The sequence below is a fragment of the Tildeniella sp. genome, assembly GCF_059505325.1.
Map to the genome: position 1 here is coordinate 259,735 of NZ_JCACKI010000064.1, position 12,901 is coordinate 272,635.

The window sequence follows — 12,901 nt, forward strand, 5'->3', positions numbered from 1 at the left end:
GGAACTGAGCATGACGCTTTACCTCGATTGATGAGGATAGCGATCGGATGCTGACTTTAATGAGGGCAGCGTTGGTGGAGTGTGAGCATCATAATCAGTCGGACTCAAGCCATCAAGAGATTCGTGAGTCGTATGACCATTGGATGGTGAAACGAATGTTTTGCGGTGGCGCTTTGCCCACACCATTCCAGCGGCAAATGCACCTGCCATCATTGCTCCTCCCACAGGAATTCCCACCCACCAGGGAATTGCAGGTTGTGAGTTAGAAACGGGTGTAGACTCCGTTTCCTCCCCGTGATCAGCGGCTGACTTGCTCCCACCGCGTAGCGATTGAGCATACAACTGATTGGCGCGTTGAGTCACAATCCGATCGCCATCAAACAACCCGTTTTTAACCTCGACAAACTCGCCTGCTTCTCTGCCTAAGGTGGCTTCTGTGGGCTGAAACGCAGTGCCGTTTTGGACAAAGACGATTGTCTTTTTATCGTTTGTTGTCACCAGTGCAGACTTAGGCACTGCCAATAGTGCAGCGGGAGTGCGATCGGTGAGCACTTCCAACTCCGCAAACATCCCTGGTTTTAGCACCCCATTCGGATTGTCCAGTTGGGCTTTCACAGGGACGACACGGGTTTCTCCCTGCACAGTAGAACCGATAACGCTGATACGTCCTTGAAACGTGCGCTTGGGCAAGCTGGCAACGGTCATCTGGATTCGTTGCCCGGTCTGAATCAGATCGATGTCCTTCTCATAGATGTTGGCGTTCACCTGAACGCTGCTACCGTTGATGATCGTCATCACCTTTTTGCCAGCATCCTCGCCCGATTCGCCTGTGGTAGTTTCACGATCAGCAACGATGCCTGCAATGGGAGCCGTGATCGTGATGGTGCCATCCTGGGTTGCACTCGCGCCCAGTTGTCGCAGGCGAGCTTGATAGGTTTCTGCACTTAAGCTCACGCGCGATCGCGCCACCTGTACAGCAGATTCAGCCCGTCGCAATTGTGCTGCTGCTGCCGAAACCTCTAAACGACTGGCAGCTTTGGTGAGCGCCGCTTTGGCCTCCGCCAGTTTGGTTTCCGATTCTAGAAAGGTGCGGCGGGGAATAGCACCATTGGCAGCCAGTTCCCGGTCTTTGTCAAAGCGCTCCTGAGCAAAGCTGAGTTGGGTACGGGCTTGAGCCACGTCTGTTGCGGCAATTTTCTGTTGTTGAGCAAAGTTTTGCTGTGCCAGCCGCAAATCGGCTTGTGCCTGTTGGGTGGAGCCGATCGCCTCCGTCCGACGATCTAAGGCAGTGGTTCGCAGTTCTGCCAATTCTGGACTGGTCATGATGGCAACCGCTTGCCCTGCACTCACCTGGTCTCCTGGCTGCACCAGTAGCCGCGTTACAGTCCCTCTCACTGGCGTGGTCACTTCCACCTGCTGGTTGGGCAGTGCTTCAATTTGTCCAGTGGTTTTGATGCCAAACGCCAAGCGTTGACGCGAGACAGGTTCAACTTTTAAGCCCAATCGTTTTGTCGTTTCCGCATCGACCTGGATCGCATCTGCGGACTGAGCCGCTTGGCTCCCGCCCTGAAATTCGTTGCCGTGTCCCGCATGAGCCAAAACGCGCAGCGGCGTTGATAGTAACAGCCATGTCAGCAGAGTGACAGAGAGGCGGGCAGTAGAGTGTTTTGGAGAGCGAGTCATTTACAGGTTCCTTGGCACAGCACTTAATCACCAGTGTTTCAGGCAGGCATGAAAGCAGCATGAAATCATGCAACCAGAACTATTGTTTGTACCAGGCTTGCTTCCACTGCTGCATTTGCTTGATTTCAGCGTTCTGCGAGGCAATAATTTCTTGAGCCAGTCTCTTGATTTCAGGGCGCTTTGACTTCGCCAATGCATCCTTTGCCATCACCACAGCGCCTTCATGGTGGGGAATCATGCCGTTGAGAAACCGCAGGTCGAATTGGTCATCGGCTGCACCCAGATCCATGCTCATCATCATGCCTTGCCTCTGATCTTGCGACATGGGCATGGAGTGTTTCATCTGAGCGTTGTAGGCGATCGGTTCAGCACTGGCTTTGGGATACCAGGCTTGCCGCCACTGCTTCATCTGGTTCAGTTCTTTGTCTTGTGCCTGGATGATGTTAGCCGCCAGTTTTTTGATCTCAGGACGCTTGGATTTCTGCTGTGCTTCCTTTGCCATGACTACGGCTCCCTGATGGTGTGGAGTCATCGCATCGACAAAGCGCAGGTCGAATTCAGCATCGGCGGGACCAAGATCCATCGACATATTGCTGCCGTGGTTCATGCCGCCCATATTGCTGTGATCCATGCCCTGCATGGCTCCGGCATTAGTGGCAGCAGGGCTGGGGGCTTGTGCCTGGTTTTGAGCCGCAGTGGAGCAGGCGCTAAGGACGCTGCTAGTGGCGATCGCTCCTAACACCAGAGTCAGAGAACCCGTTTTTGTGAAGAAATTGCGCGACATACGTTCGTTGTGCCTGAAATAAAGGGTTAGAAAGAGTAGTGTTATGATTCTGGATGCTCCAGTTGGCTGGAGGGTCAAGTAGTCAAAGTCTCCAAGTCTAGAGACCGTTTGCAAGCGTGAGCCAAAGTTAAAGAGGCACACCCTTTTACCGTGGCACGCAGTTATGAAATCAGCATGAAATCGCTCTCGCTCTAAAGTACGAGAGCATCTTCCTTTCGGAAGGGGGAGGTAATGGCTTGCCTACCTCTCTAGGGTGAAGCAGAACCTCCAGCAGAAAGCGCAACAGACTACCGAACAGATTGAATCATTACAACTCTTGCGCTCTGAACTGCAAGGGTTGTTGTCAGGCTGGCAGGATCAGCCTCCAGCCGAGCTTGCAGCCCGAACAATTTGTCCCAACTTGGAAACTGGGGCAGAGACTGAACGATTCAATTTCGCCCGTAAACGAGCCGCAGTCAGTGTGTGATGCAAGCAGGTTTCTACCGCATCGTTGAGCTATGCACCTGACGCTCTTGTTCAGTGGAAACTCCATGATTGATGTAGTGATTCAAGGATTGACATGATGACACTCGAATTCAACGTTCCGAATATGGCGTGTTCTGCTTGTGCTACCACGATTACGAATGCAGTAACGGCGATCGACCCAACTGCAAAAGTCGAAGCCGATCCTCAAACAAAGCAGGTCAAAATCGAGACTCAACAGCCTGAAACGATTGTCAAGCAAGCGATCGTTGCTGCAGGGTACACAGTGGATTAGTAATCTTATGTCAAAGCATCAGAACATCATTGGCTCTCGGCACTGGCTGAATCTACCCGAATGGAATGTGGCTATGTTCTCCTTTCTGTTGTCTTTCGTTTGGGAAGTTCAGCAAATGCCGTTTTACCAGGTTTCAAATGAGTTCTCATGCCTCGACAGAACTAGAAACTGCACCCTCGCCACAGTGGGAGATATTGGCATTTCGCTGATCTCTTTTTGGATCGTTGCAGCAATAGCAAAGTCGCGTCAATGGATGCAGCGACCCAGCCGCAAGCAAATCAGCCTTTTTATACTTGTGGGAGTGGTGATCACAGTTATTTTTGAAGCCTTGGCGACTGGACCACTCGATCGGTGGACGTATGCCGAGTCTATGCCAACCATGCCTTTCTTGGGCACTGGGCTAGTGCCGTTGTCGATGTGGTTGCTGATGCCGCCCTTAACGATTTGGCTTGTCAAACGTCAGCTTTCTCATGTCAGCGATCAAAACTCAGAGCAAAGGTAACTGAGTTCAAAAACGTTTGCAGGCTTGATGCGTGAACTCCTCTTCAAACCCTTGAAATTTCTGGCGGCGATCGCTGCCTCAAAACATACCTTTACTCGGCTTTTACCACTATGGACACTACAACCCTGAAACTGCGAGGCATGAGCTGTGCCTCTTGTGCCAGCAGCATCGAGCAAGCTATTCAGACTGTGTCAGGAGTCACTCAAGCAAGTGTGAACTTTGGTGCCGCACAAGCAACCGTCACTTATGACGCGCAGCTCACAGACTTAGAGGCAATTCAAGACGCAGTGGAGGAAGCAGGTTACTCAGCCTTCTCACTACAAGAGTCAGCGATGGTGACGGGTGAAGACGATGCCGAAAAAGTAGTCCGGCTGGCAGAATCGCGCGACTTAAACCGCAAGGTTTGGGTAGGGGCAGGCATCAGTACAGTGTTGCTACTGGGGTCGCTGCCCATGATGACCGGGCTGAACTTACCCTTGATTCCAGCCTGGCTGCACAACTTCTGGTTTCAAGCCATACTGACGGCTCCGGTGCAGTTCTGGTGCGGTCGATCGTTCTACACCAACGGCTGGAAAGCATTGAAGCGCCACACTGCCACAATGGATACGTTGATTGCCTTAGGCACCAGTGCCGCTTATTTTTACTCGCTGTTGATCACTATCAATCCAGGCTTTCTCACGGCTCAGGGGTTGATGCCCAGCGTGTATTACGAGACAGCAGCGATCGTCATCACGCTGATTCTACTCGGACGCTTATTTGAGAACCGTGCTAGAGGACAAACCTCAGATGCCATTCGCAAGTTGGTGGGGCTGCAAGCGAGAGATGCTCGTGTCATTCGCAACGGGCAAGAAATGGCAGTCCTGATCGCGGAAGTGCAGTTAGGCGATGTTGTGGTCGTGCGTCCCGGTGAAAAGATTCCGGTGGATGGGGAGGTGATTGAAGGGAGTTCAACGATCGATGAGGCAATGGTGACGGGAGAAAGCGTTGCGGTCAAGAAGCAAGCAGGCGATGAAGTGATTGGAGCCACTATCAACAAAACGGGTAGCTTCAAGTTTCGGACAACCCGTGTCGGTCGCGATACCTTTCTGGCACAAATCGTCACGCTGGTGCAGCAGGCGCAAGGCTCCAAAGCCCCGATTCAACGACTGGCAGACCAGGTGACAGGTTGGTTCGTGCCTGCTGTCATTGCCATTGCAATCGCCACCTTCGTCATCTGGTTCATGGTCATGGGCAACTTCACCCTGGCGCTGATCACGATGGTGGAAGTGCTGATTATTGCTTGCCCCTGCGCGTTGGGACTGGCAACGCCAACGTCCGTTATGGTTGGCACAGGCAAAGGGGCAGAGCATGGCATTTTGATCAAAGGAGCCGAAAGTTTGGAGATGGCACACAAGCTTCAGACGATCGTGCTCGACAAGACGGGTACTCTCACGCAAGGACAGCCCACCGTCACAGACTCCATGACGACTGTAGGCACCGCCAATGGCAATGAACTCAAACTCCTGCAACTGGCAGCATCGGTTGAACGCAGTTCTGAGCACCCTTTGGCTGAAGCAGTCGTTCGTTATGCCGAGTCCCAAGAAGTGACGCTAGTAAATGTTCAGGACTTCGAGGCGCACGCCGGTAGCGGCGTGCAGGGCAAGGTGTCAGACCAATTGATTCAAATCGGCACCCAACGCTGGATGCAGGAATTAGGCATTGACACTCAAGCGCTGCAACGAGACAAAGAGCGGCTGGAAGCTTTAGGCAAGACTGTCATTCTGCTTGCGGTTGATGGTGAACTCCAAGGCTTGATGGGCATTGCCGATGCTCTTAAACCCACCTCGGCTCAAGCAGTGCGAGCCTTGCAGCGCCTGGGCTTAGAAGTGGTGATGATGACTGGCGATAATCGTCAGACCGCTGAAACGATCGCCCGTGAAGTAGGCATCCAGCGCGTCTTTGCCGAGGTGCGCCCCGATCAGAAAGCGGCGCAGGTGTACAAGCTTCAGTCGGAAGGCAAGATTGTGGCAATGGTGGGGGATGGCATCAACGACGCGCCAGCATTGGCTCAAGCGCAAGTGGGTATTGCCATTGGCACCGGAACGGATGTGGCGATCGCGGCTAGCGACATCACACTCATTTCTGGCGACTTGCAGGGCATCATCACTGCGATTCAACTCTCCCGCGCCACGATGCGGAACATTCGCCAAAACCTCTTCTTTGCTTTCATCTACAACGTGGCAGGCATTCCGATCGCGGCAGGCATTCTGTATCCCGTGTTTGGCTGGTTGCTCAGTCCGATTATTGCTGGAGCCGCGATGGCATTCAGTTCCGTTTCAGTTGTAACCAATGCATTGCGGTTACGCAACTTTCAACCCAAGACACTGACATAGCTTGTTTCAAACTAAAGGAGTGCTTCAATGCTGCATAAACGCAGAATCATAGGCGGTTTAGCTAGCGTAGGGCTACTTTTAGGAACGACATCTGGCATAGGAGCGGCTGAGATGTCAGGGTCACATTCAGCACCTCAAGGGCAATTTGAACGGATCGAGCAACCGTTGGGAGTGAAGCTTGGTGTTGCAGCGGGAGGTGCGTTCCTGATTGGGTTGGAGCTTTGGTGGTTTCTTTTAAGCAAACCGAAAGCCAAACAGTCCACCCTAGATCAAGGAGTGCAAAAGCTAACCATTCAAGTCGATGGCGGCTATGAACCCAGTCAAGTGGTGGTGAAAGCTGGACAGCCTGTGCAACTCAACTTCTTCCGCAAAGATCCCAGCAGTTGCTTGGAGAGAGTCCTGCTACCTGATTTTCGGATTGCGGCTGATCTTGCTTTGAATCAGGTAACGGCGATCGAATTCACACCCGACAAACCAGGCGAATACATTTTTACCTGCGGTATGAATATGTTTCGCGGTGTCGTTAAAGTAGAGTAGCTTCACCTGAACCTGGCGAAGCTACATTTTGGGGCAATTTAGTGCTGTATTGGTATTGATGTAGCGGTAGTAAGTCGGACGACTAATACCTAAATGTGCACAAATTGAGGTCACACTTCGTTTTGGGTCTATAGCCAGCGATCGCCCCATTATCATCTGATACCCTATTTCAATTTGCTGAGTCGTTCATCCCTACAAGAAGTGGCTCAACCATTATCTTGGCAATGTTACTGCATTACATCGGAAGGGAATTTCATCCTGGCCAACTCTGCTTTCCGGCTACTGCGTTCAGCCCGTTGGTTAGCACTCGCTTGAGTCAGTGTGTCAGCCACTGAAGACAGCAACAGTAGGTAATAATCCCCGTCAAAATAAAAATCGGCTCCAGTCAGTTCTATTGCTGTCCTTAGCGCCAGTGTGTCATGGACCGGCGATAACCTAATCATGGTGCATCCGTCGTACTCGCACCGCAGCATAAAGGCAACCTCACGGGCTGCCTCTGAGGTTTCAAAGAGTAATCGCATAGGGGGTGTCAAAAAACGGGTATGACATGGAGGCAGTTTGAAAGTGGCTTACAGCAGCAGTTGCTGGTGTGAATGGAAGGGGTATCAAAAAAGGGCCGTTTTTTATAGGCTTCTAGTATGAGGATACTTACCCCACCTTTGCCGTCCTACCTCTTCGCGTCTCTGCTACCGGTAAGGTATAGGACGCTGCCAACCATGTCTTGTGTTAATGCAGCCTATTCAGACACATAACCCCTCACATTCCCTTTTGATGCTGTTTCATTGTTACAAACATCATCTGGCAGTTATAGTCTTGGCAAAAGGCAGAGAGCAGCTCTTACACGTTCCCTTAGCCCCCAAAGACGGCATTAGAAAAGTTGCCTTACATTGAAGGCATTTAGAGAGAAGACAGAGTGGGGGGCGATCGCCCGTCTCAGCTAGTTTTCTTGCTTCTCTCTTGATACTTCACCATCGACGTGAACCGCATCTCACAGTGATAACATTTCCCATCCGTCCACAACGCCGGAATCTGAAAAGGCTTCTTGCAACTAGGGCAGCGCTCCAGCAGACGCAGCGGATGATGGGGACAAACCGCAGCAATATCCTTGTGCTGCCACGCCATCCGATGACAGGGCACCTCGGCATAACAAGCACCGCAGAGCCGAATGGGGCGAGGCTGCAATGTCATCCCTCGGTTCGGCAACATCTCTTGCAGTCGTCCCGTATCCAGTCCAATTAAGCGGGAGATCGCCCCCAACTCCGCCTCCGTCGGAAACGGATTGAAGTAGAGCTTCTCCCATCGAGCCGTGATGCCACCAATCCCCGCCGCTTGCCCTAGCGCATGAGCCGAGGGCAGACTATTCGCCTTCAACCGTCTTAACCGCCCCAGGTAATGGCTAAGACTCTCATGCTCCAACGGTTCCACAGACCCTAGTCGGAGCAACGTTTCATCAAGCTGACTCATCGCAGACTCTCCTCTCAAAACGATCGGTGCTCAGCCTTCACCCAACTCTGGCTTCTTTCTGGCTTCTGGAGGGACATAGCGCTGGCCATAACGACTGGCAAGGTTGTGCAAAATCACCTCATCAACCTTCCCATGCCCCTTTTTCAGCGAGTGCAAGACCGCCTTGGTCAAAAGCTTAATCAACCTACCCATATGGGCTTGAGTGCTGACTGCCAGCATCTCAAAGAGAGTCCCTTCTGCCAAATTGGAGGCTTGAGGCAGTGCCAAAAGATCGAATTCGATCGTCCTCAGCGTCTTCTGGAAGTCTTCGTACTCCAGTCTGTCAAACTCAAACAGCGTCGGAAAGCAGGTCAGTAAATCGAAGTTTTGCAGACTGCTATCGAGATCCTGCCCACCGATGAGGATGATGGATACTCCCGACTCTTCATGTAGCTGCTTCAGGTCAACCAACGCCTCCCGTTGCAGATTATCGGCATTGTCCACGAGCAGAAGTTCAATGCCAAACGGCTCCAAACAGCCAGCCAAGCGAGCGCGTAAATCGTGCCGTCTGCCCCTTGGAGCTGCATGGTTGATGTCTTTGAGGATTTGGGAAAATAGCCGCTTAGAACTTGAATTTGACCATGCTTTGACACAGGAAACCCGTTTACGATCCTCTTCTCGGTAATGTACCGACGAGCGGCTCTTGCCCACATCTCTCGGTCCAATGACTCGACCACACTGCTTCAGCAAGCGTAATTCATCCAACCATCGGAAATACTGCAAGGCGCGATCGGTTGGGATAAAGGCAGTCTTGAATAGTTCCTCGATCGCAGCCGTTTTGGCGAGCACATCGGTTAAGTCGAGTTGAGGAGCCAAGACCTCTACCGGAACCGGAATTGCTAGTTGTGATTGTGCCATGCTTTACCAAAGCCTCTTCAACGTCTGATTTTTGGGAACTACAAGCTTGTGTCGCTCTTCGGGTGGAGGAGCAGACGCGGCAGGTTCAAGGATCTGTGGAGTCGCTACGGGGAGAGGTAAAGGAGCTTGAGGCTTCCTTTGTTCGGGTGTAACCCTTTCAGGCAGGAGTTCCATTGGTTTGCTACTGCCAGCAGCATTGCCTGCCCGCTCTTGCCGCAAGGCCACCACATTCGAGTTCTGCTTACTGTTGCCTCGCAGCTTTCGCTGCTCTGAGCGCTGCCGTTCTTTCTTCTCCTGTTTCCGTGCCTCTACAAGCTTTTGGCGCTTATCCAAAGCCAGGAGCGCATCATAGTTTGAATGGGCACGCTTAGCCGTGCTCCGGACTTTGTTCAGTTGCTTCAGCTCCTCCAGGCTCAGGTCTTGAGTATCCATATTGATCGCATGAGCAAAGCCAATAAACTCCCCGACATCATCACCTGTCGCTTGGCTGTAGATATACAACGTCAGAATGTGGTCGGGGTCATAGCTCAACGTCACATACTGACCTTGCCGCGATCGCAGTTCTTCACAACGGTAGGTCAGGGTTTCAAAGTAAACCGACCCGTGTGCCTGCACAACCCGTTGCTCCTCCTTCATCAGGCAAATGTCCAACTCACGCTCATTCAGTGGTTTAGGTAGTTTGTTACCCATGCCTTTAAACCAGCGCTCAAAGCGGCTATCACGCGGGTCTTTGGGATAAGACCCGTGATTGTAGTCGTCACAGAAGTAACTCGCGAGAATCTTATCGACATCCTCAATCGTCAGACAAGCTTCTTTCTCTGCCCGTTCTGCCCCACCGTCTTCCTTTGATATGTATCCGGGAAGTGGTTTCAAAACCTCGGTGTTAACGGTGTTGAAGAGCCGCTCGACAATGCCCCCTTGAGGAGGACGATCGCGCAGTTCACACGCAAAGCCCAACTTTTTACCCATTGCTTTGATGAGCTTTGCTTTACTCAAATCTTTGCCACCATCGGTGAAGAAGTACTGTAGCGGCATTCCACAAATATCCCAGAGCTTTTCAAGCTCATACTCTGGTGGATAATGCTTGGGTAAGGCGGCATGTCTGAGAGTCAGAGCGACTTCATGCGCCCCCGGTTGTTTGTGCCAGAGGTGATAGCCAATGAGGCAGCTTGAGAAGGTATCCACAACGGTGGTCAGCCAGGGTCTCCAACTCAGAAGCTTGCCTTCTTGATCAACAATCCGGATATCCAACTTCGTATGATCGCACTGAATAATCTGATTACTAAATTCAGCTTTCAGTGATTTTCCATCCCGTGTCTCAACCGTCATCCAAGAACCTGACCCCGGATTGCGGATTTTTTGCCTCCGTTTCTGCCGCTCAATCAGGGGTTTCAAAAGCCGATAAATCGTTGCTGGATGTGGATAATCACCGTCTTCATGCCGCAAGTCAATCACAGCATGACGCTTCACCTCACGCACTACGTCAGCGGGCTTGAGAGGATGCTTATGCTTCAGGCTTTGCTCGTAAACCGTTCGGACATAGTCTTGCCAGTAGTTATCAATCCGGTGTTGTCCTTTGTCAGCACGCTCACTACCTGTTGTTTCGCGTAACCGATCCTCTTGATACTGACTGAGCATCCGCTCAACCTGACGCGTTGAGATAGCAAGCGTTTGGGCGATCGCCTGCTTCCGCTCAGATTTCACCTTTCGATTGGGCGACCCAGCCAACCACTCAACGAGGCGAAAGCGTAGTTTTTGCGAATCTGATGCTTCAAGCAGGATTTGGGATGGGTCAGCATCGCAAGCGCGATCGCTTAATACCAACTCATCCAGGGCTTGGGGGTCGGCATCTAAACAAGCAGCTTGGCTTTCATCCATAGTAGATTGCCGTATTTCTGGCGTGAATAGTAAAAATGTATCACTATCCTCCTGATACGGCTAGAAGATGCGACATGAAATTTGCGAGGCAAGTTGGTTCAGAAAAACGACGCCCAATTTGCGAATCTGACTTTGCGACTCTTAACTTGCGAATTCGCTAAAATGTCGCTTTCCTGGTGAGAATCCTCCAGAGTCTTGGTGAATCGTTGTTTTCGCTACTTGTACCGAGCGAAAATGATTTGCGAACTGCGACATTTAATGTGCGAACGTACACATTTTAAGGGCTTTTAGCCTCTAAGCATAGCTTTACTGACATAAACCTGACACAGAGTTTAGGGCAACTTGTAGCAGTGAGACGAACAACACTGTTTCTACACTGACTTTACGTCAGCGTAGAAACAGTTCGCCCTTATTAACCCACGTATTGAGGCGTTAAAGGATCGCTGACGGGAAAGTTCCACTTTCCCCGATCGCTCTTGAAACTTCAACACCATTTTCTTCAAAAATGACAACGGGTTCAGTGCGAGCGTTTAGCTCAATGCGCTTGACCAATACCTGTCCATCCGAAAGGCGTTGTCCCACCCGAATATGGCGACTATTTGCTTCATTTGGGGCTTTAACGATCGCGTGAACCACGCTTCCTACCACTACAACACCACTGACTTCCACCGCATTCGCTAAATTTGCCGATGGTAATGGCGGCAATGTGCGAACAAAAGGAGTGCTTTGGTTTGGCAGCAAGGGTGTGGTTCTCTTGGGTTTCACAGCAGTAATGCGCGTTCGGGGAGTCAATGGGGGCACAGTTACATCAGGTTTAACTGGAAACTGCCTGCTAAAGGGGAAATTCGGTCTGTAGGCAATAGTCGGTCGCTGTTGTATCAAGCGTGGGATGCGCTTGGTTTGCGTTGGCGATCGCCTGATGGGAGGGGCACTTGGACGATAGGTGTCAGTACTTGGTTGTTGTCGCTCTAGTGGCAAGCTTGCAAACGGATCACTTCTTTTTTGACTGTCAATGCCTCTCTGTACTTGCCTTGCCCGCTCGTCACCGTTGGTCGCTTGGATAAGACCTGGAATGTATTCAGGGGCTGCCACTTGAGGCACCAACGGCGCTGTCTTTGCATCAAAAGGTTGTTCTGTAGCAGGCGCTTCTGCTGTGCTAAAGGGTTCTGGAGGAAGCGTGATTACTACATTCTTATCAGCATTGGATGAGCAACTACCCACTGTCAAAGCGATCGACCCAGCCAGCCCAGCAGACACAAACTTATGCATGTTTCTCTTCTCGATTACTCGGCATTCTCGTGGCGTTAGCAAGAGTAAGGGTGCAGTGCTATGTAGCTCAAAGCAAAACTCTCGTGATCACACCAGGGACGTTCTGTTTAAGAAGTTCTCAGTCTTCAGAGAAAATCCGTAAGCCCATCATGAAGTTCCTGTGAGCGATCGTGAGCTAAACAAAAAGGTTGCATCACTCGATCACCACTGTCTCTGTTGAGAGTTTCCCCACTTGGATATTCTAAAAATGCCAGCAAGTACGCAAAGTGTGCCGATCCGATGGAATTCGGCTGGGATTCACATCGGTTTGACGGAAGAGGTGGTGGCATTACTTGCTAGAGCAAGCAGCGCACCTAAATGAATGTCAATGTTGGTTGCGCCCTCCATCACCCGTCCGGTCGTATATCGGTAAAGAGCACCTCGTTCCCAAATGTCTCCCGATAAAATGCCTCTCGCTCCAATCGAATCAGATCGTCGGTAAGCTTAACCGCACCATTGTCCGGCGATCGTTGCTCACGTCCAGCTTCTGTTTGCAGCAACAGACGCAAAGCATTACGGGCATATTGAGCAGAAGCTAGCTTCGCCCGATTACGTCTGGAGAGGGATAAAGAGACATCAGGCGATCGATAGAATCTGTGTTCAGAGCAGCTTGCCGATATTTGGTTGCATCAAGAAACAAGTTGAAGCAGGTGAGCTTTATTTGAGTCATCGAGCGTATCAAATCCCCGTGTCTGAAACGACTGCTGCTCAAACGCGCG

Annotated in this window: 11 protein-coding genes; 4 read left to right on the forward strand and 7 right to left on the reverse strand. The window is 51.3% G+C overall.

What is annotated here, in order from left to right:
- Positions 1 to 18: 18 nt before the first annotated feature.
- Together AC5JO6_RS22450 and AC5JO6_RS22455 are read right to left on the reverse strand one after the other, a co-directional pair.
- A complete protein-coding gene (locus AC5JO6_RS22450; protein WP_496083257.1) occupies positions 19 to 1,683 on the reverse strand; it encodes an efflux RND transporter periplasmic adaptor subunit in 1,665 nt (554 codons plus the stop codon).
- A gap of 79 nt (positions 1,684 to 1,762) precedes the next feature.
- Positions 1,763 to 2,467, reverse strand: a complete 705-nt coding sequence (locus tag AC5JO6_RS22455; RefSeq protein WP_496083258.1) for a DUF305 domain-containing protein — start codon at positions 2,465 to 2,467, stop codon at positions 1,763 to 1,765.
- Positions 2,468 to 3,029: 562 nt separating this feature from the next.
- On the opposite strand from AC5JO6_RS22455, the gene AC5JO6_RS22460 reads away from it, so the two are divergent.
- From AC5JO6_RS22460 to AC5JO6_RS22475, 4 genes are all read left to right on the forward strand, one after another.
- A complete protein-coding gene (locus AC5JO6_RS22460) occupies positions 3,030 to 3,224 on the forward strand; it encodes a heavy-metal-associated domain-containing protein (RefSeq protein ID WP_496083320.1) in 195 nt (64 codons plus the stop codon).
- 7 nt (positions 3,225 to 3,231) lie between these two features.
- A complete protein-coding gene (locus AC5JO6_RS22465; protein ID WP_496083259.1) occupies positions 3,232 to 3,726 on the forward strand; it encodes a hypothetical protein in 495 nt (164 codons plus the stop codon).
- A 110-nt stretch (positions 3,727 to 3,836) separates the two neighbouring features.
- A complete protein-coding gene (locus AC5JO6_RS22470) occupies positions 3,837 to 6,098 on the forward strand; it encodes a heavy metal translocating P-type ATPase (protein ID WP_496083260.1) in 2,262 nt (753 codons plus the stop codon).
- A 27-nt stretch (positions 6,099 to 6,125) separates the two neighbouring features.
- The gene (locus AC5JO6_RS22475; RefSeq protein ID WP_496083261.1) at positions 6,126 to 6,635 is read left to right on the forward strand and encodes a cupredoxin domain-containing protein; all 510 of its coding nucleotides are present in this window, start codon (positions 6,126 to 6,128) and stop codon (positions 6,633 to 6,635) included.
- 933 nt (positions 6,636 to 7,568) lie between these two features.
- On the opposite strand, the gene AC5JO6_RS22480 is transcribed toward AC5JO6_RS22475, so the two are convergent.
- From AC5JO6_RS22480 to AC5JO6_RS22500, 5 genes are all read right to left on the reverse strand, one after another.
- The gene (locus AC5JO6_RS22480) at positions 7,569 to 8,099 is read right to left on the reverse strand and encodes a TniQ family protein (protein WP_496083262.1); all 531 of its coding nucleotides are present in this window, start codon (positions 8,097 to 8,099) and stop codon (positions 7,569 to 7,571) included.
- Positions 8,100 to 8,129: 30 nt separating this feature from the next.
- Positions 8,130 to 8,996, reverse strand: a complete 867-nt coding sequence (locus AC5JO6_RS22485; RefSeq protein WP_496083263.1) for an AAA family ATPase — start codon at positions 8,994 to 8,996, stop codon at positions 8,130 to 8,132.
- 3 nt (positions 8,997 to 8,999) lie between these two features.
- On the reverse strand, positions 9,000 to 10,874 hold the full coding sequence (locus tag AC5JO6_RS22490; RefSeq protein ID WP_496083264.1) for a TnsB C-terminal domain-containing protein: 1,875 nt from the start codon (positions 10,872 to 10,874) through the stop codon (positions 9,000 to 9,002).
- A gap of 432 nt (positions 10,875 to 11,306) precedes the next feature.
- On the reverse strand, positions 11,307 to 12,143 hold the full coding sequence (locus AC5JO6_RS22495) for a hypothetical protein (protein ID WP_496083265.1): 837 nt from the start codon (positions 12,141 to 12,143) through the stop codon (positions 11,307 to 11,309).
- Between the two features lie 386 nt (positions 12,144 to 12,529).
- The gene (locus AC5JO6_RS22500; RefSeq protein ID WP_496083266.1) at positions 12,530 to 12,682 is read right to left on the reverse strand and encodes a hypothetical protein; all 153 of its coding nucleotides are present in this window, start codon (positions 12,680 to 12,682) and stop codon (positions 12,530 to 12,532) included.
- Positions 12,683 to 12,901: the final 219 nt, after the last annotated feature.

Bases quoted from the DNA above. Each gene is read 5' to 3' on its own strand.
- AC5JO6_RS22495 (WP_496083265.1), bottom strand. From the start codon at position 12,143: ATGCATAAGTTTGTGTCTGCTGGGCTGGCTGGGTCGATCGCTTTGACA.
- AC5JO6_RS22475 (WP_496083261.1), top strand. From the start codon at position 6,126: ATGCTGCATAAACGCAGAATCATAGGCGGTTTAGCTAGCGTAGGGCTA.
- AC5JO6_RS22490 (WP_496083264.1), bottom strand. From the start codon at position 10,874: ATGGATGAAAGCCAAGCTGCTTGTTTAGATGCCGACCCCCAAGCCCTG.
- AC5JO6_RS22465 (WP_496083259.1), top strand. From the start codon at position 3,232: ATGTCAAAGCATCAGAACATCATTGGCTCTCGGCACTGGCTGAATCTA.
- AC5JO6_RS22460 (WP_496083320.1), top strand. From the start codon at position 3,030: ATGACACTCGAATTCAACGTTCCGAATATGGCGTGTTCTGCTTGTGCT.
- AC5JO6_RS22455 (WP_496083258.1), bottom strand. From the start codon at position 2,467: ATGTCGCGCAATTTCTTCACAAAAACGGGTTCTCTGACTCTGGTGTTA.
- AC5JO6_RS22480 (WP_496083262.1), bottom strand. From the start codon at position 8,099: ATGAGTCAGCTTGATGAAACGTTGCTCCGACTAGGGTCTGTGGAACCG.
- AC5JO6_RS22470 (WP_496083260.1), top strand. From the start codon at position 3,837: ATGGACACTACAACCCTGAAACTGCGAGGCATGAGCTGTGCCTCTTGT.
- AC5JO6_RS22450 (WP_496083257.1), bottom strand. From the start codon at position 1,683: ATGACTCGCTCTCCAAAACACTCTACTGCCCGCCTCTCTGTCACTCTG.
- AC5JO6_RS22485 (WP_496083263.1), bottom strand. From the start codon at position 8,996: ATGGCACAATCACAACTAGCAATTCCGGTTCCGGTAGAGGTCTTGGCT.